The sequence below is a fragment of the Streptomyces tendae genome, assembly GCF_014650435.1.
GTDB lineage: Bacteria > Actinomycetota > Actinomycetes > Streptomycetales > Streptomycetaceae > Streptomyces > Streptomyces tendae.
In genome coordinates this window covers 1-21,507 of record NZ_BMUY01000018.1, presented here as the reverse complement: position 1 = coordinate 21,507, position 21,507 = coordinate 1, and the positions used below count along the sequence as shown (strand labels likewise).

The 21,507-nt window shown below is 71.6% G+C and carries 20 protein-coding genes and 1 pseudogene; 12 read left to right on the top strand and 9 right to left on the bottom strand.

What is annotated here, in order from left to right:
• Positions 1–41: 41 nt before the first annotated feature.
• The 4 genes from IE258_RS34680 to IE258_RS34670 all read left to right on the top strand — a co-directional run bounded on the left by IE258_RS34680 (position 42) and on the right by IE258_RS34670 (position 2,660).
• On the top strand, positions 42–1,400 hold the full coding sequence (locus tag IE258_RS34680) for a CynX/NimT family MFS transporter (RefSeq protein WP_189749792.1): 1,359 nt from the start codon (positions 42–44) through the stop codon (positions 1,398–1,400).
• Between the two features lie 142 nt (positions 1,401–1,542).
• Entirely contained in the window at positions 1,543–1,659 is a 117-nt protein-coding gene (locus tag IE258_RS41810; protein ID WP_037836969.1) for an SGM_5486 family transporter-associated protein, read from the top strand.
• 183 nt (positions 1,660–1,842) lie between these two features.
• The gene (locus IE258_RS34675) at positions 1,843–2,049 is read left to right on the top strand and encodes a hypothetical protein (protein ID WP_127896696.1); all 207 of its coding nucleotides are present in this window, start codon (positions 1,843–1,845) and stop codon (positions 2,047–2,049) included.
• A gap of 92 nt (positions 2,050–2,141) precedes the next feature.
• Complete coding sequence (locus IE258_RS34670) at positions 2,142–2,660, top strand: SixA phosphatase family protein (RefSeq protein WP_159330301.1); 519 nt, start codon at positions 2,142–2,144, stop codon at positions 2,658–2,660.
• Positions 2,661–2,765: 105 nt separating this feature from the next.
• On the opposite strand, the gene serB is transcribed toward IE258_RS34670, so the two are convergent.
• Both serB and IE258_RS34660 read right to left on the bottom strand, forming a co-directional pair.
• Positions 2,766–4,010 (bottom strand): phosphoserine phosphatase SerB, encoded by a 1,245-nt coding sequence (serB, locus tag IE258_RS34665; protein ID WP_189749790.1) that lies wholly within the window; start codon positions 4,008–4,010, stop codon positions 2,766–2,768.
• 342 nt (positions 4,011–4,352) lie between these two features.
• Positions 4,353–6,371 carry a streptophobe family protein gene (locus tag IE258_RS34660; protein WP_189749789.1) on the bottom strand — a complete coding sequence of 673 codons (2,019 nt, stop codon included), beginning with the start codon at positions 6,369–6,371 and terminating at the stop codon, positions 4,353–4,355.
• 240 nt (positions 6,372–6,611) lie between these two features.
• On the opposite strand from IE258_RS34660, the gene IE258_RS34655 reads away from it, so the two are divergent.
• Positions 6,612–9,203, top strand: a complete 2,592-nt coding sequence (locus IE258_RS34655) for an ABC transporter ATP-binding protein/permease (RefSeq protein WP_189749787.1) — start codon at positions 6,612–6,614, stop codon at positions 9,201–9,203.
• A 125-nt stretch (positions 9,204–9,328) separates the two neighbouring features.
• Here IE258_RS34655 and IE258_RS34650 read toward each other — a convergent pair whose 3' ends face one another.
• The 3 genes from IE258_RS34650 to IE258_RS34640 form a co-directional block, all read right to left on the bottom strand.
• Positions 9,329–10,048, bottom strand: coding sequence for a transglycosylase SLT domain-containing protein (locus tag IE258_RS34650; protein ID WP_189749786.1), 720 nt, complete (start codon positions 10,046–10,048; stop codon positions 9,329–9,331).
• Positions 10,049–10,401: 353 nt separating this feature from the next.
• On the bottom strand, positions 10,402–11,541 hold the full coding sequence (locus IE258_RS34645; RefSeq protein WP_189749784.1) for an S-adenosylmethionine:tRNA ribosyltransferase-isomerase: 1,140 nt from the start codon (positions 11,539–11,541) through the stop codon (positions 10,402–10,404).
• On the bottom strand, positions 11,541–12,236 hold the full coding sequence (locus IE258_RS34640) for an SDR family NAD(P)-dependent oxidoreductase (protein WP_189749783.1): 696 nt from the start codon (positions 12,234–12,236) through the stop codon (positions 11,541–11,543). The genes IE258_RS34645 and IE258_RS34640 overlap by 1 nt, the downstream gene beginning before the upstream one ends.
• Before the next feature lie 218 nt (positions 12,237–12,454).
• Between IE258_RS34640 and IE258_RS34635 the strand changes: the two genes are divergently transcribed.
• The 3 genes from IE258_RS34635 (at position 12,455) to chpE (ending at position 14,660) form a co-directional block, all read left to right on the top strand.
• Positions 12,455–13,600, top strand: a complete 1,146-nt coding sequence (locus tag IE258_RS34635; RefSeq protein ID WP_159330309.1) for a GAF domain-containing sensor histidine kinase — start codon at positions 12,455–12,457, stop codon at positions 13,598–13,600.
• A complete protein-coding gene (locus IE258_RS34630) occupies positions 13,593–14,234 on the top strand; it encodes a response regulator (protein ID WP_189749781.1) in 642 nt (213 codons plus the stop codon). Before IE258_RS34635 ends, IE258_RS34630 begins: the two co-directional genes overlap by 8 nt.
• 177 nt (positions 14,235–14,411) lie before the next feature.
• Positions 14,412–14,660, top strand: coding sequence for a chaplin ChpE (chpE, locus tag IE258_RS34625; protein WP_030184918.1), 249 nt, complete (start codon positions 14,412–14,414; stop codon positions 14,658–14,660).
• A gap of 170 nt (positions 14,661–14,830) precedes the next feature.
• Here the strand turns inward: chpE and IE258_RS34620 are convergent, their stop codons facing one another.
• Positions 14,831–15,613 (bottom strand): Rv1486c family protein, encoded by a 783-nt coding sequence (locus IE258_RS34620; protein WP_189749779.1) that lies wholly within the window; start codon positions 15,611–15,613, stop codon positions 14,831–14,833.
• Positions 15,614–15,766: 153 nt separating this feature from the next.
• Here IE258_RS34620 and IE258_RS34615 point away from each other — a divergent pair.
• The 3 genes and pseudogenes from IE258_RS34615 to IE258_RS34605 form a co-directional block, all read left to right on the top strand.
• Positions 15,767–16,297 (top strand): annotated as a pseudogene (locus tag IE258_RS34615) (ABC transporter ATP-binding protein); the annotation flags it as partial.
• Between the two features lie 322 nt (positions 16,298–16,619).
• Complete coding sequence (locus IE258_RS34610) at positions 16,620–17,051, top strand: NfeD family protein (RefSeq protein ID WP_052841785.1); 432 nt, start codon at positions 16,620–16,622, stop codon at positions 17,049–17,051.
• A 192-nt stretch (positions 17,052–17,243) separates the two neighbouring features.
• Positions 17,244–18,203 carry an SPFH domain-containing protein gene (locus IE258_RS34605; protein WP_189749776.1) on the top strand — a complete coding sequence of 320 codons (960 nt, stop codon included), beginning with the start codon at positions 17,244–17,246 and terminating at the stop codon, positions 18,201–18,203.
• 134 nt (positions 18,204–18,337) lie between these two features.
• Here IE258_RS34605 and IE258_RS34600 read toward each other — a convergent pair whose 3' ends face one another.
• The 3 genes from IE258_RS34600 to IE258_RS34590 form a co-directional block, all read right to left on the bottom strand.
• Positions 18,338–18,844 (bottom strand): HNH endonuclease, encoded by a 507-nt coding sequence (locus tag IE258_RS34600; protein WP_159330319.1) that lies wholly within the window; start codon positions 18,842–18,844, stop codon positions 18,338–18,340.
• Between the two features lie 156 nt (positions 18,845–19,000).
• Positions 19,001–19,540 (bottom strand): YbhB/YbcL family Raf kinase inhibitor-like protein, encoded by a 540-nt coding sequence (locus IE258_RS34595; protein WP_189749774.1) that lies wholly within the window; start codon positions 19,538–19,540, stop codon positions 19,001–19,003.
• A gap of 50 nt (positions 19,541–19,590) precedes the next feature.
• Positions 19,591–20,373: a sporulation protein gene (locus IE258_RS34590; RefSeq protein WP_189749773.1), complete on the bottom strand. Its 783-nt coding sequence runs from the start codon at positions 20,371–20,373 to the stop codon at positions 19,591–19,593.
• Positions 20,374–20,519: 146 nt separating this feature from the next.
• On the opposite strand from IE258_RS34590, the gene IE258_RS34585 reads away from it, so the two are divergent.
• Positions 20,520–21,161, top strand: coding sequence for a DNA-3-methyladenine glycosylase (locus tag IE258_RS34585; protein ID WP_189749771.1), 642 nt, complete (start codon positions 20,520–20,522; stop codon positions 21,159–21,161).
• The last annotated feature ends 346 nt before the right edge of the window (positions 21,162–21,507 follow it).

The window sequence follows — 21,507 nt, the reverse complement described above, 5'->3', positions numbered from 1 at the left end:
GGGTGGACGAGCGAGTGGACAAGCAATCATCCCATGATTCTATGATGGGTCTCATGGCTAGTGACGAAACCCGGACGGAGACACGTACGGAGGCCCCCACCGAGGCACGCGTGCAGGCGCGCGTCGGCAGTGGTGCGCCCGAGGTACCCGGCGAGGCGCCCGCCACGCGCGCGTGGACGACGTGGACGACCCGGCTGCTCATGCTCGGCATCGTCCTGGCCGCGGTGAACCTGCGTCCCGCCATCACGAGCCTGGGCGCGCTCCTGGAGGAGGTCCGCGACGGCCTCGGCATGAGCGGCAGCATCGCCGGACTGCTCACCTCCGTGCCCCCGCTCTGCTTCGCCGTCTTCGGGGTCACCGCCCCCCGGCTGGCCCGCCGCTTCGGCCCCGGCGCGGTGGTCTGCGCCGGCATGGTCGCCATCACCGCGGGCCTGCTGATACGCCCGTACGCCGGCGGCACGGGCGGCTTCCTGGCCGCCACCGCCCTGGCCCTGATGGGCATCGCGGTCAGCAACGTCCTGATGCCGGTCATCGTCAAGCGCTACTTCCCCGACCGCGTCGGTTCCATGACCGGCCTGTACTCGATGGCCCTGGCCTTCGGCACCTCCGTCGCCGCCGCGGCGACCGTGCCCCTGACGGACGCGCTGGGCGGTCACTGGCAGCCCGGCCTCGCGGTCTGGGCCGTGCTGCCCGCGCTGGCCGTCCTGCCCTGGATTCCGTTCGTGAGGAACCGGCAGGCGCCGACCGCCACGGTGCCGTCCACGCCGTCGCCGGGGCCGGGGTCCCAGGGCGAGAAGCCCGCGGAACAGGGCCCGCTGCGCATCACCCGCAGCCGCACGGCCTGGGCGCTCGCCGTCTTCTTCGGTCTCCAGGCCACCGCCGCCTACATCACGATGGGCTGGATGGCGCAGATCTTCCGGGACTCGGGCGTCTCCGCCGGCACCGCCGGCCTGCTGCTCGCCGTCATCATGGTGATGGGCGTGCCGCTCGCCTTCGTCATCCCCCGTGTGGCGACCCGCCTGCCCCACCAGGGTCCGATCGTGGTGGTCCTGGGCGTGTGCGGGCTCGCCGGATACGCCGGTCTGTACTTCGCGCCGGTCGGCGGCGCCTGGGCCTGGGCCCTGCTGCTCGGTGTCTCGAACTGCGCCTTCCCGCTGGCGCTGACCATGGTCGGGATGCGGGCCAGGACCGGGGCGGGCGTCGCCCAGCTGTCCGCCTTCGCGCAGAGCACCGGCTACCTCATCTCCATCCCGGGCCCCCTCCTGGTGGGCGTGCTCTACCAGCACAGCGGCGGCTGGGGGCTGCCGATCGCCCTGATGAGCGCGCTGATGGTGCCGCAGATCGTGGTGGGCGTCCTGGCCGGGCGCAACCGCACGGTGGAGGACGAGGCCGCCCGCTGACCGGTTGGGCGGCGCGCCGGTCCCGGTCGGTGGCGCCGCCTGGTCCCGGTCGGTGGCGTCGCAGGTCTCGGTAGGTGGCGGCGCAGGTTCCGGTCGGTGGCCCGCCGGGAGCGGCCCGCGCGGGGGATGCGAGACTTGCCGTATGCCAGTCCTCGACCCGAACCCCCAGCACGGCCAGAAGAAGATGCTGATCGTCTTCGGCTCCTTCCTCGCGATCTTCGTGATCATCGGCGTCATCGCGACCATCGCCTCGCCGTGACCCCGCCCCCGCCGGCCGGATGGTGGGGTTAACCCCCCGTCCCCTAGGGGGTGAGGGTCAGGGTCAAGTGGGTGGACCTCCGGATGGGTTGGGCCCCGTGAGTTCCGTACCTTCGAGATGTGCCCGCGACAGGCGGGCCGCGGAGCACGGACCAGGGACGCCCGAAGACCAGCGGAGGCACTCATGTCGGCCCCTACCTACACCAGGCCTCCCCGGTCGACCCGGGGCGGCGTCGACATCCGGCTGCCCTGGTGGGCCCTCGCCCTGCCCGTGCTCGCCTTCGTCGCGCTGCTCCTGCTGATACTCAATCCCGCCGACGCCCACGCGGCCGCGGAGCAGCCCGCGATCAGCCACCTTCTGGAGCGGCTGGAGCAGCTGACCGCGCGCTGAGCGCCGACCGCGGACTCCCACCCGCGCCCCGTGGCGGGCCCGCATGTCAACTCCCAGAGCCCCATGGCCTGTTTCATGCGAAGCTGGATGACATGAGCGTCGCAGAACCCCGCAGGATTGTTCTCTTCCGGCATGCGAAAGCCGACTGGCCACAGGTGACCGACCACGAGCGACCGCTCGCCGACCGGGGCCGCATGGACGCCGCGGAGGCCGGGCGTCGGCTGGCGGACACCGGCGTGCCCTTCGACCAGGCCCTGTGCTCCACCTCGGCCCGGACCCGCGAGACCTGGAAGCTCGCCGTGCAGGAGTTCCCGCACCGGCCGAAGACCGTCTACGAGGAGCGGATCTACGAGGCCTCGCCGGGCGAGCTGATCGCCGTGCTCAACGAGACCCCCGACGACCTGCGGAACGTGCTGGTGATCGGCCACAACCCGGGCATGGAGGCGCTGACCGAGATCCTGGCCGGCTCGGCCGAGGACGAGGTCCGCGAACGGATCAACCGCCGGGGTTTCCCGACCGCCGCCTTCGCCGTCCTGACCTTCACGGGCTCCTGGAAGGACGTGGAGCCCGGCCGGGCCGCCCTGGTCGACTACTGGGCGCCGACCGACTGACCCGGCCCCCTTCGACGTGACAGGGCCCGGGACCTTCGCGGTCCGGGCCCTCGTCGTTCGGGGCGTCCCCTGTTCCGGCGTCCGCTGTTCCGGGCGTCCGCCGGGTCAGGACCGCCCAGTGAGCAGACCGGGGCCGTCGCCGGGACCCTCGTCCAGCGTGTCCGCGGCCTCGACCTCCTCGCGGGTGATGCCCAGCAGATAGAGCACCGTGTCCAGGAAGGGCACGTTCACCGCGGTGTGCGCCGCCTCGCGCACCACCGGCTTGGCGTTGAAGGCGACCCCCAGCCCGGCCGCGTTCAGCATGTCCAGGTCGTTGGCGCCGTCACCGATCGCCACGGTCTGCGACAGCGGAACGCCAGCCTCCGCGGCGAACCGGCGCAGCAGCCGCGCCTTGCCCGCCCGGTCCACGATCTCGCCGGTGACCCGGCCGGTCAGCCGGCCGTCGACGATCTCCAGCGTGTTGGCCTGGGCGAAGTCCAGCCCCAGCTGCTCCTGCAAGGCGTCGGTGACCTGGGTGAAGCCGCCGGAGACGACGCCCACCTGGTAGCCGAGCCGCTTCAGCGTGCGGATCAGGGTGCGGGCACCCGGCGTCAGCCGCACCTCGGCACGCACCTTGTCCACCACCGAGGCGTCGAGACCCGCCAGCAGGGCCACCCGCGCGTGCAGCGACTGCTCGAAGTCCAGCTCCCCGCGCATCGCGGCCGCCGTCACCTCGGCGACCTCGTCCTCGCACCCGGCGTGCGCGGCGAACAGCTCGATGACCTCGTCCTGGATCAGCGTGGAGTCCACGTCCATCACCACCAGGCGCTGCGCCCTCCGGTGCAGTCCCGCCGCGACGACCGCGATGTCCACGCCGAGCGCGGCGGCCTCGGTGGCCAGTGCCGTGCGCAGCGGTTCGGTCTCCACGCCGGAGACCGCGAACTCGACGGCGGTCACCGGGTACTTGGCCAGCCGGAAGATACGGTCGATGTTGCTCCCGGACTCGGTGATCCGGGCCGCTATGGCGGCGGTGGCCTCCGCGGTGAGCGGGTGCCCGAGCACCGTGACCAGGGAGCGGCCGAGGCCGCGCGGCCGGTTGTCGCCGATGCCGGAGATGATCTCCGCTTGCAGCTTCAGCGACTCCGCCCAGCTGTGGACGGTGGCCCGCAGATCGCCCTCCAGACCACGGGGCGGCTCGGTCACGAGCGCGCACAGCACGATCCGGCCACGGGTGACGACCTGCTCGATGTCGACGACATCGACGGAGTACGCGGCGAGAGTGTCGAACAGGCCGGCCGTGATGCCGGGCCGGTCCTTGCCGAAGATCTTGACGAGAAGAGTGGGAACGTCAGAGGTCTGCGAAGCGCTCATGGTGTTCCCACCGTATCCGGCACCCGGTGCCGCCCGCCCCCGAGGTCCGACTGGCGGACAGGAGCCACGGGGGAAGGACATGAGCAGTCCCGGGCGGAGGTTGGGACTCCGCCCCGGTGGGCCACGGCCGGGGCGCTTCGGACGCGCGGAGACCGCCCAGCGAGCCGGGTCGTCCTCCGTCCCGGTGGCCCGCACCGCCAAAGTCTGCCCTACGGCCGTCCCGGCGGTCCGCACCACCGGAGTCGGCCCCTACGGCCCCACCGCGCGCGCCCGCGTGGCACTGCGGAGCCTGCCCGGGCGCGGTGGCGAAGCCTGCGCCTGCCCGGCGTCAAACACGGGGACTCACTGCCCGTCCCGGGGGCGCCGGGGCGGCGCGGGGGGTGGGGGCGGAGGCGGCGGAGGGCCCTCGCCCCAGGGCCGGGACGGTGGCCGTTCTCCCGGCCGCCGCGGGCGTCGCGGCGGCTTTCCCGGGGGCGGCTCCAGCGGCCCGGCCACCGTAGGGGCGCCGTACACGTCGTCGTCGGACCAGGGGCCTGCCCCGCCGTCCTCCCGGCCCGCCTCGGCGCCGTACTGCCCGGGACCGTGGCCCTCATGGCCCGCGCCACTTCCTCCCCGTTGGTGTGCCTGCCCCTGCCCCTGCCCCGGGCCCGCGGGCGGCTGTGCCCCCGACGCCGTATGGCCGGGCCCCGGCGGCAGCCCGGCGTCGCGCCTCGCCGGAGGCGTTCCCGCCGGACGGGCGTCCTCGGGCTCCGCCAGGGGTTCTCCCGCGCCCGGCGCCGGGACGTCTCCGGACCACGGCCCCTCCCGCCACCGCAGGTAGGGGTTGGTGTCCGGACGGGGCGGCCGGTGCGGCGTACCCGGCCGGTACGGCCCGGAGGACGAGCCCGCATACGGCGGACCGCCCGCGACCGCGCTCCCCGTCACGGCCGTCGTCCCCACCCCCGGCGCCGCCTCGGCACTGCGTGCCAAGCCCGACGCCCGCGTCCCGGCCGCCCCGCTCACCCGCGCCAGCAGCGCCCCCGCGGCTCCCGCACCCGCGCCCCAGGCGGCACCCAGCAGCAGGGCCGCGCCGAGATGCCCGCGCAGGTCGATGCCGGCCCCGAAGGCGTCGATGCCGAGCACCGACAGGGAGGCGTCCACGGACACCTCGGTGAGCAGGGCCGACAGCGGCAGCGCAACCGCGGTGGCGACGCCCAGCCGCAGCGCACAACGCCCGGCGAAGACCAGGGGACGCGCGTCGCCGGGCCCGACCGGCGTCCGTACCGCCGTGAGCACCCCGGCCAGCAGCATCATCAGCGCCGCGGCCACGCCCAGCAGCCACACCCGCCCGTCCAGCTCCGCCAGCCGCCCCAGCGTGACCGGCTCCTGGGCGCCGGAGCCGAGCAGGTCGTCGAGGGGAGCCGGGAGCACCCCGACCAGCGCACCGGTGGCCCGCCCGTCCCACGTCACGAACAGACCGAGCGGGACGCCGAGCCAGACCCCGTTCGGCGCGCCCAGCAGCGCGGCCCCCGCGATCCGCCGGGGATGGTCGTCGCCGATCGCCGCCCAGGTGGCAGCCGCGAGGCCGGCCGCCACCGCCGTCAGCGCCACCGTGACCAGGGCGGACACGGCCGGCCGCACCACCCGGTGCAGGGTCTCGCACCCGCGCGGCAGGGGAGTGCGGCGGGAGGCCAGCAACGCGATCAGCAGCACCCCGGCGGACCAGACGAGACCGCCCAGCAACGTCGGCGCGGTGTCCACGGTGAACCCGACGGCGGCTCGGGCGTCCACGAGGTCACCGACCCGGTCGGGCAGCAGCCCACCGATGTCGCCCACGTCGCCGAGCCCGGGAATCTCCAGCCCGCCGCCACCGCCGTCACCGCCGCCGGGCAGGTCGTCGAGTCCGAGCGAGGCGCCGTCGATCGTGACGACGTCGTGACCCGCCCAGGCCAGTCCGCCCGTCATCGCCACGAACAGCGCGACCACCGCGCCCACGCGCGCGAGGAGTTCGGCGGGGGCGACGACAACTCCGGCCGCCCGCAGGGACCGCAGGAAGAAGAACGACAGGAACAGCGCCCCGACCAGGCCCACCCCCAGTGGCGTGATCTCGATGGCCGTGTGTGCCTCGGCCCCTTTCAGACCGAACGAGGACACATCACCCGCCGGTGTGACCGAACCGCCCGCCCCGAGCGCCACGACCGCCGCGGTCATCGGCCCGAGTGCGCCCGCCGCGTCCGCATCCAGCAGGTGCAGGCCGAGCGCCGCCGTTCCGGCCATGCCGATCAACGCCCAGCTCACGGAGGCGATCGCGGACAGCAGTACGTCGCCCCACGGCACACCGGTGCCGTATCCCTTGGTTCCGACGCTCGTGGACGCGTTCATGGCAGACCCCCCGATCCGCTGCGCGGTCAGGTTGCCGCGCATGTCCCCCTCGCGTGGAATACCACTCTCCGGGCAGGTTTCAACCCCGTCAACGGGAACGGCCGAAGGGTGCCTACGCACTTTTCACAAGGCCCGACTTTCGGTCAGGGCCCCGAGCCTGAAATAGTTCCCCCCGATGTTCGACATCCCTAGACTCCCCGCGACGGGAGCACATCGGGGGACAACTCAGTGGGGCATGGAGTGCCGGAACTCGTACTGGAATCCAATGGACGGACCTGGACGCTCGATCCGTCCCGGTCATACGCGCTAGGACGCGATCCGCAGGGGGAGCTTGTTTTCGACGACGCCAGGGTCTCCTGGCGGCATGCCACGATCAGTTTCAACGGCCGCAGTTGGGTGGTCCAGGACCACGGCAGCACCAACGGCACCTTCGTGCACGGACAGCGGGTCCAGCAGCTGGAGCTCGGCGCCGGCGCGGTGCTGAACCTGGGCAACGCGACCGACGGACCGCGCGTGAGCCTGACCGGCGCACAGGCCCCGGCCGGCACGCCGCAGGCCCAGCCGCAGCAGCAGCCGTACGCCGCGCAGGGCGCGAACGCGGGCTGGGCCCAGCAGGCGCCGCCCGCGCAGGACCCGTTCCAGCAGCAGGCACCGCCTCAGCAGGCTCCGCAGCACCAGGCCCAGCAGGCTGGCTGGCAGCAGCAACAGCCGCCGCACCAGCAGCCCGTGCCGCAGCCGCAGCAGGCCGCGCCACACTTCCCCCAGCAGCAGGGACCAGGCGGCGCGGCGGGGGCGCCACCGGTCCACGGGGACCGCAGCCCGACCACGTTCCACCAGTTCTCGCTCGGCCGCGTCATGCGCATCGGCCGTGCCCTGGAGAACGACCTGGTCGTCTCCGACCTCCAGGTCTCCCGCAACCACGCGGAGTTCCACTCGACGCCCGACGGGCGCATGGAGATCCGCGACCTCGGCTCGCACAACGGCACGTACGTCAACGGCCAGCCGATCGCCAAGGGCGGCTCCCAGCTGCTCGGCCCGACCGACATCGTCGGTGTCGGCCACTCGACGTTCCAGATCGTCGGCGACCGGCTCGAGGAGTTCGTCGACACCGGTGAGGTCTCCTTCTCCGCCCGTCACCTGACCGTCACGGTCGACGGCGGCAAGCAGATCCTCAAGGACGTCTCCTTCGGCGTGCCCGAGAAGTCGCTGATCGCGGTCATCGGTCCGTCGGGTTCCGGCAAGTCCACCCTGCTCAAGGCGCTCACCGGCTACCGGCCGGCCGACCAGGGCGAGGTCCTCTACGACAACCGGAACCTGTACAAGCAGTTCGCCGAGCTGCGCCAGCGCATCGGTCTGGTCCCGCAGGACGACATCCTGCACAAGGAGCTGACCGTCAAGAAGGCGCTCAAGTACGCGGCGAAGCTCCGCTTCCCGGCCGACACCACGGCCGCCGAGCGCGACGCCCGCATCGACGAGGTGCTGCGCGAGCTGAAGCTGGACATCCACAAGGACAAGAAGGTCACGTCCCTGTCCGGCGGCCAGCGCAAGCGCGTCTCCGTCGCCCTGGAGCTGCTGACCAAGCCCTCGCTGATCTTCCTGGACGAGCCGACCTCCGGTCTCGACCCGGGCATGGACCGCGACGTCATGCAGCTGCTGCGCGGCCTCGCCGACGACGGCCGCACCGTCCTCGTCGTCACCCACTCGGTGGCCGAGCTGGCGACCTGCGACAAGCTCCTCGTGATGGCGCCGGGCGGTTCCGTGGCCTACTTCGGCCCGCCCGAGGAGGCGCTGAACTTCTTCGGCTACGACACCTGGGCCGACGTCTTCTCCGCCTTCGAGAACTACCGCGACTACGACTGGGCGGGCCGCTGGAAGGGCTCGCAGCACTACCAGATGTACGCCGCGGACCTGGACGCCGTCGCCCCGCAGTCCGTACAGGTGCCGCCGATGCAGGCGATGAAGCCGCCGAAGCCGCAGGGCTGGATGTCGCAGTTCGTCACGCTGGTGCGGCGCTACACGTCGGTGATCGCCTCCGACAAGGGCTTCCTGGCCCTGATGGTGATCCTGCCGGCCGTGCTGGGCGCGGTGAGCCTGCTCATCGACGCGGACAAGGGCCTGCTGCCCAACCCCGCGAACCCGCAGACCGGCCGGATCATCCCGAACGGCACCGCCACCACGGTGCTGCTGATCCTCGCGGTCGGCGCCTGCTTCGCCGGTGCCGCGAACTCGGTCCGTGAGCTGATCAAGGAACGGGTGATCTACGAGCGGGAACGCGCCACCGGCCTGTCCCGGTCCGCGTACCTGATGTCCAAGGTCTTCGTGCTCGGCCTGATCACGGTGTTCCAGGGCCTGCTGGTCGGCGTGATCGGCTTCGCCAGCCGCGAGATCCCGGAGGAGGGGCTGGTCCTCGGCGGGATGACACTGGTCGAGCTGTCCCTGCCGATCATGGCCCTCGGCTTCACCTCGATGATGTTCGGCCTGGTCATCTCGTCGCTGGTGAAGACCGCCGAGAAGACCATGCCGCTGCTGGTGATGTTCGCGATCATCCAGGTCGTCTTCACCGGCTGTCTCTTCGCCCTGAACGGCGCGGTCGGCGTCAACCAGTTCTCGTACCTGATGCCCTCGCGCTGGGCGGTCGCGGCGGCCGGTGCCACGCTGGACTTCAACAAGATCAGCCCGCCCGAGAAGGGCGCCGAGGCCGATCCGCTGTGGGAGCACACCGTCGGCGCCTGGGGCATGGACATGGTCGCGCTGATCGTCCTCGGCGTGATCTGCGGCTTCTTCGTCGCCCGCTTCCTGCGCCGGCACGAGCCCGAGGTCATGCGCAAGTAGGCCGACGTCCGGCGGGCCCGAGGCCCGGCCCGCACGCCCCGAAGGGCGGCACCCCGTCAGGAGGGTGCCGCCCTTCGGCGTTGCGGTGCGGCGTCGGCGACGTCGTGAAGAGGTCCGCGCCGACCTCAGTACGCGCTGTCGACGTTGTCCATGGTGCCGTACTTGTCCGCGGCGTAGTTGCACGCGGCGACGATGTTGGCGACCGGGTCGTAGATGTTCTTGGAGGTCCCGGGGACGTGGTAGGCCGCGAACGTCGGCGGGATGACCTGGAGCAGGCCCTTCGACGGGATGCCGTTGATGGCGTTGATGTCCCAGTCGTTGATGGCCTTCGGGTTGCCGGAGGACTCCCGCATGATGTTGCGGTGGATGCCCTCGTAGGTGCCGGGGATGCCGTGCTTCTTCATGATGGCCCGGGCCTCGCGGATCCAGCCGTCGAGGTTGTTCGGGTAGGACTTCGGCGCGGCCTTCTTGACCTCGGTGCGCTGCGCGGAGCGGCTGGTGGACTCCTTGGCCTCACGCTTGGCAGCGGCCTTCTTGGCGGACGCCTTCTGCTCGGCGGTCGCCTTCTTGGCGGCCGCCTCCTGCTTGGCCTCGATCGCGGCGACCTTCTGGCTGGCGCCGGCGAGCTGGCCGGTGACACCGGCGTGCACGTCCTGGATCTGCTTGGTGCTGTACGCCACCTTGGCCGTCGGAGCGGCCTCGCTCGTGGTCGTCGTCTGGCCGCTGGCCGGGACGGCGGTGAGGGCGACGGCGGCGGCGCCGAGCGCGCCGACACCGGCGATCGCGGCCTTCTGGGTGCGGTTCAGGGAACGACTGCGACCACGGGGAAGGATGTTCTTGAGCATGGCGGGATAGACCTCTTCGAATAGCGCGGAGGTCGCTCTCGTCCGGTGGGGACAGTTGGTGCTTCCGGCACAAACGCCGCGGGGGAGAACCCACGGCGCTGAGCGACGAGAGCAATTCTTAGCGGCCGCAAAATTCGGAGGCAAAGGTGTGACGTACGATCCTGGATAGTGGATCAGGGAACGACAAAGCGGGGCAGATTGGACCATCTGCCCCGCTCAAAACGGACGAGTCGTTCTCCTACTCCCCTTCGTACGTGACGTGCGCCCTATGCCCGGGCTCACATCCACCCCCCACCTTTCTCACTGCTAGTTGCTGGAGCAATGCAAAGTGTGAGTGGGTGTGCGGTGCCCTCCTACGGCAGGAGGAGATGGACGTCCCCGAACTCGTGCCACAGGTAGCGCCCCCGCACCGCCGCCTCGTACCCGCGGTCGATCGCCGCCCGCCCCGCCACCGCCTCCAGCATCAGCAGATGCGAGGCCTCGGGCTCGTGCAGCCCCGTCAGCAGGCCCTCCACCACCCGCACCCCGCGCTCCGGCGTCACCACCAGATCCGTCCACCCGGCCCGCGCCCGTACGACCCCGTCGGCACCGGCCGCCGACTCCACCGCCCGTACTGCCGTCGTCCCCACCGCCACCACCCGCCCATCACCGGCCCGCGCGGCGTTGATCAGCCGCGCCGACGCCTCCGGCACGGCGAACCGCTCCGGACAGGGCGGCTCGTGCGACTCGGCCGAGGCCACCCCCGTGTGCAGCGTCACCGGCGCGAACTGCACCCCGCGGCTCACCAGCTCCGCCACCAGCCCCGCCGTGAAGGGCCGCGCCGCGCTCGGCATCTCCGCACTGCCCGTCCCGTCCGCGTACGGCAGCGCGAACACCGTCTGGTAGACGGACAGCGGCTGGTCACGCTCCGTGTAGGAGTAGCGAATGGGCCGCCCGTGCTCCCGCAGCAGCGCGGGCACCCCCGCCCCCGACACCCTCGCCCACCACAGCCGCTCCCCGCGCGCACTCAGCGGCTCCTCCAGCACCAGCCGGGCCCCACCCGGCAGCCGCACTCGCGTCCCCGCCAGGCCACCGCACCCGCGTCCCTCCACTCCCTCCCCTTCTTCCGCACGCGCGCGCGGGACGCCCGTCACCTCCGTACGCGCGTGCCTGGTGCCCGCCATCTCCGTACGCGCGCGCGTGGTGCCCCTTCCGTCCGGTTCCCGCAGCTCCACCGCCCAGCGGCCGTCGTCCCCGCGCGTGGAGAAGTGCACCACCACGCGCGCGTGCCCGACCCGGCCGTCCACGGCGGCGGCCAGCGTGGGCGAGGTGTTGACCACCAGCAGATCACCGGCCCGGAGCAGCCCCGGCAACTCGGCGAAGGCGTGGTGCGACACCTCGGTGCCGCGCGACACCAGCAGCCGTACACCGTCCCGGTCGAGCCCCGGTTCCCGCTGCTCGACCGGCACCCGCGCCGACAGCTCCTCCGGGACCCCCACCGCCAGCGCCGGCATCACCGCGCCTCCAGCAGCGCCGGAGCCCCGTAGCGCCCGCTCGCCGGACGTTCGTCCAGCAGCCGCAGCAACGCCGGCACCACACTCGCCGGATCCGGCCGCGGGTCGTCGTCGTCCGGCACGGCGGCCGCGTACAGATCCGTGGCCATGTCCCCCGGATCCACCGCCCAGACCCGCAGCCCCGGCTCCTCGGCGCCCAGCACCGCCGCCAACTGGTCCAGAGCCGCCTTGGACGCCCCGTAGCCTCCCCACGTCTCGTACGCCTCGGCGGCCGCGTCCGAGCTGATCGTCACCACCGCGCCCGCGGAGGCCGCCCGCAGCAGCGGCAGCGCCTCACGGACCAGGCCCAGCGCGGCCACCACGTTCACCTCCAGAGCCCGCCGCAGCCCCTCCAGGGGCAGCTCCGCCAGCCGCACCAGCGGTTCCGCGCCCAGCGCGCTCGCGTTGCTGACCAGCAGATCCACGCCGCCCAGCCGCCGGGCCTCCGCCACCAGCCCCGTCCGGTGCCAGGAGTCGGTGACGTCGCCGGGCGACGCCGTCACGCGCGTGCCGTATGCCTCCAACGCCGTCGCCGTCTCCTTGAGCACCTCGGCATTCCTGGCGTCGAGCACCAGGTCCCACCCCCGTGCCGCCAGGGCCTCGGCGAGCGCCCGGCCCAGTCCCTTGGACGCCCCCGTGATGATCGCAACCGGCATGACACACGTCCCCTTCGTCGTCCCCGCCGTCCGTTCGGCCGGCGTGGTCCTCAACGTAGGAACGGGCCCCCGCCCCTCGCCTCGGGCACGGGCCTCAACCGCCCAGGGCCCTTCGCCCTAGGCCCGATGGGCGGGACCCCGGACCTAGGCCCACCGCCCTAGGCGACGCCCGTCACCGGGCCGATCCCGCCCGCAACCCCCGCGGGTACCGTGAGGACATGAGCCACGGCCCCCGGTCCGGCCTCACCGCGGTGAGTTCCGCGCTGCTGGCCATGAGCAGGCACCTCGAGGTGCGCGACGTCCTCAAGACGATCGTCGCCTCGGCTCGCGAGCTGCTCGACGCGCAGTACGCCGCCCTCGGCGTCCCCGACGACCACGGCGGCTTCGCCCAGTTCGTGGTCGACGGCGTCAGCGACGAGCAGTGGAAGGCCATCGGCCCGCTGCCGCGCCAGCACGGCATCCTCGCCGCGATGCTCCACGAGGCCACCCCCGAGCGCCTCGGCGACGTACGCAAGGACCCGCGCTTCGGCGGCTGGCCCTCCGCCCACCCCGACCTGGTCGACTTCCTGGGCCTGCCGATCCGCGACGGCGACGAGGTGCTCGGGGCCCTCTTCCTCGCGAACAAGAACTGTGAGAAGCCCGCGGGCGGCTGCGGCTTCACCGCGGACGACGAGGAACTGCTCGGCATCCTCGCCCAGCACGCCGCCATCGCCCTCACCAACGCACGCCTCTACGAGCGCAGCCGCGAGCTGACCATCGCCGAGGAGCGCTCCCGCCTCGCCCACGAACTGCACGACGCGGTCAGCCAGAAGCTCTTCTCCCTGCGCCTGACCGCCCAGGCGGCCACCGCCCTGGTCGACCGCGACCCCGCGCGGGCCAAGGGTGAGCTGCACCAGGTCGCCACCCTCGCCGCCGAGGCCGCCGACGAACTGCGTGCCGCCGTCGTCGAGCTGCGCCCCGCCGCGCTGGAGGAGGACGGCCTCGTCGCCACCCTGCGCACCCAGATCCAGGTCCTCGACCGCGCCCACGGCGCGCGCGTCACCTTCACCGGCCGCGGGGTCAAGGCCCTGCCGGCCGCCCAGGAGGAGGCGATGCTGCGCGTGGCCCAGGAGGCCCTGCACAACGCCCTGCGCCACTCCGGCGCGGACCACGTCGACGTGACCCTGCACCGGCGGGGTTCCGGAACCGTCCTGCGGATCACCGACGACGGCGGCGGCTTCGACCCGCGCACGGTACGCCGCGCCGGCCGCCACCTCGGCCTGGTCTCGATGCGCGACCGGGCCAGCGGCACCGGCGGCCGACTGACCGTGCGGTCCGCGCCCGGCGAGGGCACCACGATCGAGATGGAGGTTCCCGGTGGCTGACGCGATCAGGGTGCTGCTCGTCGACGACCACCAGGTGGTCCGCCGGGGACTGCGCACCTTCCTGGAGGTGCAGGACGACATCGAGGTGGTCGGCGAGGCCGCGGACGGCGCCGAGGGGGTCGACCGCGCCCAGGAGCTGAAACCCCACGTGATCCTCATGGACGTCAAGATGCCGGGCATGGACGGCGTCGACGCGCTGCGCAGACTCCGCGAGCTGGACAACCACGCGCGTGTGCTGGTCGTCACCAGCTTCACCGAGCAGCGCACCGTGGTCCCGGCCCTGCGCGCGGGCGCGGCCGGGTACGTCTACAAGGACGTCGACCCCGACGCGCTGGCCGGCGCCATCCGCTCCGTCCACGCCGGGCACATCCTGCTCCAGCCCGAGGTCGCGGGCGCCCTCCTGAGCCAGGAGGAGAGCAGCTCCGGGCCGGGCCGGGGCGGGTCCCTCACCGAACGGGAGCGCGAGGTGCTGGGCCTGATAGCGGACGGCCGCTCCAACCGGGAGATCGCGCGGGCGCTGGTCCTCTCGGAGAAGACGGTGAAGACCCACGTCTCGAACATCCTGATGAAACTCGACCTGGCGGACCGCACCCAGGCCGCCCTGTGGGCCGTACGCCACGGCATGACCGGCTGACCGGCCGGTCCCGGCCGACTGCCCCGGTACGCGGCGAGGCGGCGGAGGGTTCCCCTCCGGTCGGAGATTCATACCGTCGTGGGAATGTCCCCCATATGGCGCATCCTTCGAGGGGTCCGGCCGTTCTCCAGTGCGCACCACGGCGACTGCCGCGGTGATCGCAAGGAGGGCTTGTAAGTGAAGAACCTGAAGAAGGCAGCGGCCGTGACGATGGTGGCCGGCGGACTGATCGCCGCCGGTGCGGGCATGGCCTCCGCCACCGACGGCGGCTCCCACGCCCACGGCGAGGCCATCGGCTCCCCGGGCGTCGCCTCCGGCAACCTGGTCCAGGCACCGATCCACATCCCGGTCAACGCCGTCGGCAACAGCGTCAACGTCATCGGCGTCCTGAACCCGGCCTTCGGCAACCTGGGCGTCAACCACTGACCCCGGTCGCAAACGATGCCTGCGGCCTTCCGGGACTACTGGGAGGCCGCATCGGCATCATCCAGCCCGTCCGGCGTTTGAGGACGAGGCCGTTCAGGCCGAAAGCGGGGGTCTGGGGGCGCAGCCCCCAGGTCGGGCACACCAACGCGGGGAGTGAGCCGGAGAAGCGGTCACCGCATCCCCCGCTCCACCACAACGGAGTTGTACGCCGCGACCTGCGCCCGCCGAGCCACCCGCTCCACCGGCCTGAGCGCATCCCCCCGCGCAGCCATCTCGGACGCGCTCACCGCACCCCCGTGCCCGTTCTCGGACGCCAGCGACACCAGCATCCCCACCCGCTGCGCCAACTCCAGCACCCGCACCGCCCGCGGCGGATACCCCGGCGCCAGCACCTCCCGCCCGCGCTCCGCCCGCGCCCGGTACGCCGCGACCGCCGCCTCCGCCACCGGCCCCGACCCGGCCACGTCCAGCCGCGTCAGCACCTCCGTCGCGTCCCGCAGCGCCTCCGCCAACTCCCGCTCCGCCTCCCCGAGCGAGGGCACGTCCGCCGGCGGCGCCTCCCGCACCGGCAGGCAGTGCCACACGACCTCGACGTGCACATCACCCTCGGGCCCCGCCTCGTACACCTCCGGCACCAGCCCCAGCGCGGCCCCCTCGCAGATCACCGCCTCCTCGGCCTCCAGCGCCCGCGCGTTGAACTCCGGCGGCCCGCTCAGCCCCAGCGGATGCCCCGGCGCGGGCAGCGCGACCCGCAGCCCACTCGCCCCGAGCGCCCGCAGCCGCCCGAGCGCCAGGGTGAGACCCACCGGCGCGTCCTCACCCGGCAGCCCTTCCACCCGGTGCACGGCGTCGTCGCCCACGATCGCGACCGCGGCGTCGTCCGGCGAGACCATATGGGCAATCAGGGCATTTCCCCAGGCGGCAAGGCGCCCTGCGCGTGGTTCCGAGAGCATCCCCCCACCCTAAGGACAGGACCGATGGAACGGTGACGCCGACCGGTGGCGTAGATTTCCTGGAGGGGCCTGCGCCCACCGGCGCCGCGGCCCGAGTCACAGGTGTACGCGACAGCCGAGACCGGCCACAATGCAAGGGGAGACAACGCGCTCATGAGCGATGTTCTGGAGCTTCAGGACGTATCCGTGGTCCGCGAGGGCCGGGCTCTGGTGGACCAGGTCTCCTGGTCGGTCAAGGAGGGCGAGCGCTGGGTCATCCTCGGCCCCAACGGCGCCGGCAAGACCACCCTCCTCAATGTCGCGTCCAGCTACCTCTACCCGAGCACCGGCACCGCCACCATCCTCGGCGAGACCCTCGGCAAGCCCGGCACCGACGTCTTCGAACTGCGCCCGCGCATCGGCGTCGCCGGCATCGCCATGGCCGACAAGCTGCCCAAGCGACAGACCGTCCTGCAGACCGTGCTGACCGCCGCGTACGGCATGACCGCCGGCTGGCAGGAGGAGTACGAGGACGTCGACGAGCAGCGCGCCCGCGCCTTCCTCGACCGCCTCGGCATGACCGAGTACCTGGACCGCAGGTTCGGCACCCTCTCCGAGGGCGAGCGCAAGCGCACCCTGATCGCCCGCGCCCTGATGACCGACCCCGAGCTGCTCCTCCTCGACGAGCCCGCTGCCGGCCTCGACCTCGGCGGCCGCGAGGACCTCGTCCGCCGCCTCGGCCGCCTCGCCCGCGACCCGATCGCGCCCTCGATGATCATGGTGACCCACCACGTCGAGGAGATCGCCCCCGGCTTCACCCACGTCCTGATGATCCGTCAGGGCAAGGTCCTCGCGGCCGGCCCGCTGGAGCTCGAACTCACCTCCCGCAACCTGTCCCTGTGCTTCGGACTCCCGCTCATCGTCGAGCAGGCCGGGGACCGGTGGACCGCGAAGGGGCTCCCGCTGTCCTGACCCGCCCCCACGTGCGCCCTGTCCCCGGCGTGCCCGGCGGACCTACCATGACAGCGTGAACGACATCGACGCATGGGTGTGGTGGCTCGTCGCCGCGGCAGCGCTCGGAATCCCGCTCGTCGTGACCGCGATGCCGGAGTTCGGGATGTTCGCTGTCGGCGCGGTCGCCGCCGCCGTCGCCTCCGGACTGGGTGCGGACCTCGTCGTCCAGGTACTCGTCTTCGTCATCGTCTCGGTCGCCCTCATCGCCGTCGTACGGCCCATCGCCGCCCGACACCGCTCCCAACAGCCCCAACTGGCCACGGGAGTGGACGCCCTGAGAGGCAGACAGGCCGTCGTGCTGGAACGGGTGGACGGCTCGGGCGGCCGGATCAAACTGGCCGGGGAGGTCTGGTCGGCACGCGCCCTGGACACCGGGCGTGCCTTCGAGCCCGGTGAGGAAGTGGACGTCGTGGAGATCGATGGCGCCACGGCGGTCATCATGTGACCCGACCACGCACAACTGGCCCGAACGCCCCCCGAGGCGTGCAACGGTCTGTCAGACTCGACCAGCAAGATCCTCAACAGCCGTAAGATCAGCAGGAGTCAGGGTCAGTCAGGTCAACAGGACCTGCTCAACAAGATCTGGTCAATAGGATCTGCCAGAGCGCCGAGGCGGAGAAGGGGACGGACACCCACGATGGAACCGGTCATCATCGTCCTGATCATCCTGGTGGTGTTGGTCTTCATCGCCCTGATCAAAACCATCCAGGTCATCCCACAGGCCAGCGCCGCCATCGTCGAGCGCTTCGGCCGCTACACGCGGACACTCAACGCGGGCCTCAACATCGTGGTCCCGTTCATCGACACCATCCGCAACCGCATCGACCTGCGCGAACAGGTCGTCCCCTTCCCGCCGCAGCCGGTCATCACCCAGGACAACCTGGTCGTCAACATCGACACCGTCATCTACTACCAGGTGACCGACGCCCGCGCCGCGACCTACGAGGTGGCCAGCTACATCCAGGCCATCGAGCAGCTCACCGTCACCACCCTGCGCAACATCATCGGCGGCATGGACCTGGAGCGGACCCTGACCTCCCGCGAGGAGATCAACGCGGCCCTGCGCGGCGTCCTCGACGAAGCCACCGGCAAGTGGGGCATCCGCGTCAACCGCGTCGAGCTCAAGGCCATCGAACCGCCCACCTCCATCCAGGACTCGATGGAGAAGCAGATGCGCGCCGACCGCGACAAGCGCGCCGCGATCCTCCAGGCCGAAGGTGTCCGGCAGTCCGAGATCCTGCGCGCCGAGGGCGAGAAGCAGTCCCAGATCCTGCGCGCCGAAGGTGAGGCCAAGGCCGCCGCCCTGCGCGCCGAGGGCGAGGCCCAGGCCGTCCGTACGGTCTTCGAAGCCATCCACGCCGGCGACCCGGACCAGAAGCTGCTCTCCTACCAGTACCTCCAGATGCTCCCCAAGATCGCCGAGGGCGACGCCAACAAGCTCTGGATCGTCCCCAGCGAAATCGGCGACGCCCTCAAGGGCCTCTCCGGCGCCATGGGCAACATCGGCGGCCTGGGCGGCGGTTCAGGCAGCGGAGGCGGCAACGGCGGCGCAAGCGTCCCAACCCAGGAACGCCGCGAGAAGCCGACGATCGACTAGCGGTATCCCTGGACGCCGGGCGAGTGGGGTTCAGGGGCGCGGGACCGTGTCGATGTGCGGCTCCGCCGCGTGGGCGCGACCAGCCACGGACCGCCCGCACCCGGGCACGCCCCCGAACCCCTACGGCGAACCCTTTACGCAGCGTCCAGAACCAACCAACCCGGCAGCGCCTCAAAGTCGTCCCTGGCCAGCGCCAGCAACATCGCATCCGCAGGCGTCGGCTCGAACGGCTCCCGAAGCAACGGCATCCCCGCCTGCTCCGGCGTCCGGTTCGCCTTGCGGTGATTGTCCTGCGCACACGAGGCCACCGTGTTCAGCCATGTGTCCTGTCCGCCGTGCGACCGCGGCACCACGTGGTCGACGGTCGTCGCCCGCCGCCCGCAGTACGCGCACCGGTGCCGGTCCCGGACCAGCACCCCCCGCCTCGACCACGGGGCGCGTCTTCGGAACGGCACCCGTACGTATTGGCACAGCCTGATCACCCGTGGCGCCGGTATGTCGAGCGCGGCTCCGCGCATCCGCAGCGAGGGGTGGGCCTGCTCGACGACGGCCTTGTCCTGAAGCACCAGAACGACGGCTCGGTTCAACGTCACCGTCGACAACGGCTCGAAGCTCGCGTTCAGCACCAGCGTGTCCCGCATACCAGCCCACCTCCCGTGCGCACCGGCCCACCCCCTGGCGGGCTGGGATCAACTCTGGCCGGGCACGCCGAGATGGACAACGCAATATAAAGATGCCCGCCCCTGATCCATTCCAAGACCAGGGGCGGGCAAACGTTCCATGAACGCTCAGCTGGGTCAGCTGTCGGCGGGCACCTCGTACTCACCGATCAGCTGGGCGCGCGCGATCGTGTGGAACCGCAGATTGAAGCCGACGAACGCCGGAGTGCCCTCCGCGTCGGGACCGAGCTTCTCCTGGTCCACCGCGTACACCGTGAACACATACCGGTGCGGGCCGTCCCCGGCCGGCGGCGCGGCCCCGCCGAAGTCCTTGGAGCCGTAGTCGTTGCGCGCCTGTACGGCACCCTGCGGCAGCCCCTCGAAGGTGCCGCTGCCCGCCCCCACCGGCAGCTCGGTCACCGAGGCCGGGATGTCGAACACCACCCAGTGCCAGAACCCGCTGCCCGTCGGGGCGTCCGGGTCGTAGCAGGTCACGGCGAAGCTCTTGGTCTCGGCCGGGAAGCCCTCCCACCGCAGCTGCGGCGAGGTGTTCCCGGCCGCGTAGACCTGAGCGTCCTTGAGCGTCCCGCCCTCCCGGACGTCGTCGCTCGTGACGGTGAACGACGGCACGGGCGGGTGGAAGTCATGGGGGAGCGGACGCCGCTTCAGCTCGGTCACCTCGGTACCTCCTGAATCGTCTGGTGCAGAGATGACCGAGCCTAGATCTTCTAGAACCAGTTGCGCTTGCTGCCGACCTCGGAGAGCCACTGGTTGAGGTACGCCGTCCAGTCGGTGCCCTGGAAGTCGTTCAGCCCGACCTTGAAGGAGCGGAACGTGTCGCTGCCCTCGCTGAACAGCCCGGGCTTCTTGTCCATCTCCAGAACGACGTCCATGGCCTGCGCATCTGCCACGAAGCTCAGCTCGACCTGGTTCAGCCCGCGGTACTGCTGCGGCGGGAAGAACTCGATCTCCTGGTAGAAGGGCAGCTGCTGGCGCGTCCCCCGGATGTGGCCGCGCTCCATGTCCGCGCTCTTGAAGCGGAAGCCCAGGCCGATGAACGCGTCCAGGATCGCCTTCTGCGCCGGCAGCGGGTGCACGTTGATGGCGTCCAGGTCACCGGAGTCCACGGCGCGCGCGATCTCCAGCTCCGTGGTGACACCGATGTTCATCCCGCGCAGCGCCTGCCCGTCGATCATGGTGATCGGCGTCTCCCACGGGATCTCGAGCCCGAAGGGCACCGCGTGCACCACGCCGGCCTTCAGCTGGAAGGCCCCACCGAGCCGCACCTTGGTGAACTCGATGTCCTGCTTGTACTCCTGGTCGCCGCTCTCCACCTCGACCTTGGCCTGGAGCCCGACCGACAGCCCCTCGATCTCCTGGTCGACGGACCCTCCCTGGATCCGCACCTCACCCTGGACGACACCCCCCGGTACGACGTTGACCTCGTGCAGCTCGGTCTCGACCGAGGCCCCGCCGGCCCCCAGGCTCGCGAGCAGCTTCTTGAACGCCATGTCTCTCCCTCTCCAGGCTTACGTGTGGATCCTCGATCCCTACAAACGCGATCCGGCCTTGGCCGGTTCCGCGCCCCACACCCTGGCAAGGCGGGCGCTCCCTGACCACCCCGCGCACGGTCCTGGCTGCGTTACGCTCGGACGGCATGATCGCGAGCCCTGACAGTACGCCCTTGCCCAGGGATTTCTTCGACCGCCCCGTTCTCGAGGTGGCCCCCGACCTCCTGGGCCGCATCCTGGTGCGTACCACCCCGGACGGTCCGATCGCCCTCCGCCTGACGGAGGTGGAGGCATACGACGGTCAGAACGACCCCGGCTCCCACGCCTACCGCGGTCGCACCCCCCGCAACGACGTGATGTTCGGTCCCCCCGGACACGTGTACGTCTACTTCACCTACGGCATGTGGTTCTGCATGAACCTGGTGTGCGGCCCCGAGGGCAGGTCGAGCGCGGTCCTGCTCCGCGCCGGGGAGATCATCGAGGGAGCCGAGCTGGCGCGGACCCGTCGGCTCTCCGCCCGTAATGACAAGGAACTGGCCAAAGGACCGGCCCGCCTCGCCACCGCCCTGGGCGTGGACCGCGCCTTGAACGGCACGGACGCGTGCACCGCGGAGGAGACCCCGTTGCGCATCCTGACCGGCGCCCCCGTACCCGGTGACCAGGTACGCAACGGGCCCCGGACCGGAGTGGCCGGCGAAGGCGGCGTGCACCCTTGGCGCTACTGGGTCGCCGACGACCCGACGGTCAGCCCGTACCGGGCGCATGTCCCGAGGAAGCGCCGAAGTTGACTCTCCTTTGGGAGACGCGTAACGTAGCCCGAGCCGCTTGACCCGGGTACGGCAATCGCCTGCAGCCGGAAGCGGCCAACCCACTACCTACGACTTCCCTCAGCGGGAGTGAATTCGGCATGTCTGCATGCCTGAATTCAAACTCGCGGGACTCGATTATGAGTCCACGGAGAGATCGGCTAACGTAGTGAATGTCGAAAGGCCGACGAGCGAAAGCGCGAAGCCGATCGGCAAATCCCGCCGACGGGGAATCGGATCGAAAAGGATCTGATAGAGTCGGAAACGCAAGACCGAAGGGAAGCGCCCGGAGGAAAGCCCGAGAGGGTGAGTACAAAGGAAGCGTCCG

Bases quoted from the DNA above. Each gene is read 5' to 3' on its own strand.
- IE258_RS34680 (WP_189749792.1), top strand. From the start codon at position 42: ATGATGGGTCTCATGGCTAGTGACGAAACCCGGACGGAGACACGTACG.
- IE258_RS34600 (WP_159330319.1), bottom strand. From the start codon at position 18,844: ATGCGGGACACGCTGGTGCTGAACGCGAGCTTCGAGCCGTTGTCGACG.
- IE258_RS41810 (WP_037836969.1), top strand. From the start codon at position 1,543: ATGCCAGTCCTCGACCCGAACCCCCAGCACGGCCAGAAGAAGATGCTG.
- IE258_RS34590 (WP_189749773.1), bottom strand. From the start codon at position 20,373: ATGGCGTTCAAGAAGCTGCTCGCGAGCCTGGGGGCCGGCGGGGCCTCG.
- serB (WP_189749790.1), bottom strand. From the start codon at position 4,010: ATGAGCGCTTCGCAGACCTCTGACGTTCCCACTCTTCTCGTCAAGATC.
- IE258_RS34660 (WP_189749789.1), bottom strand. From the start codon at position 6,371: ATGAACGCGTCCACGAGCGTCGGAACCAAGGGATACGGCACCGGTGTG.
- IE258_RS34650 (WP_189749786.1), bottom strand. From the start codon at position 10,048: ATGCTCAAGAACATCCTTCCCCGTGGTCGCAGTCGTTCCCTGAACCGC.
- IE258_RS34585 (WP_189749771.1), top strand. From the start codon at position 20,520: ATGATCGCGAGCCCTGACAGTACGCCCTTGCCCAGGGATTTCTTCGAC.
- IE258_RS34645 (WP_189749784.1), bottom strand. From the start codon at position 11,541: ATGCCGGCGCTGGCGGTGGGGGTCCCGGAGGAGCTGTCGGCGCGGGTG.
- IE258_RS34675 (WP_127896696.1), top strand. From the start codon at position 1,843: ATGTCGGCCCCTACCTACACCAGGCCTCCCCGGTCGACCCGGGGCGGC.
- IE258_RS34670 (WP_159330301.1), top strand. From the start codon at position 2,142: ATGAGCGTCGCAGAACCCCGCAGGATTGTTCTCTTCCGGCATGCGAAA.
- IE258_RS34605 (WP_189749776.1), top strand. From the start codon at position 17,244: ATGGAACCGGTCATCATCGTCCTGATCATCCTGGTGGTGTTGGTCTTC.
- IE258_RS34635 (WP_159330309.1), top strand. From the start codon at position 12,455: ATGAGCCACGGCCCCCGGTCCGGCCTCACCGCGGTGAGTTCCGCGCTG.
- IE258_RS34640 (WP_189749783.1), bottom strand. From the start codon at position 12,236: ATGCCGGTTGCGATCATCACGGGGGCGTCCAAGGGACTGGGCCGGGCG.
- IE258_RS34620 (WP_189749779.1), bottom strand. From the start codon at position 15,613: ATGCTCTCGGAACCACGCGCAGGGCGCCTTGCCGCCTGGGGAAATGCC.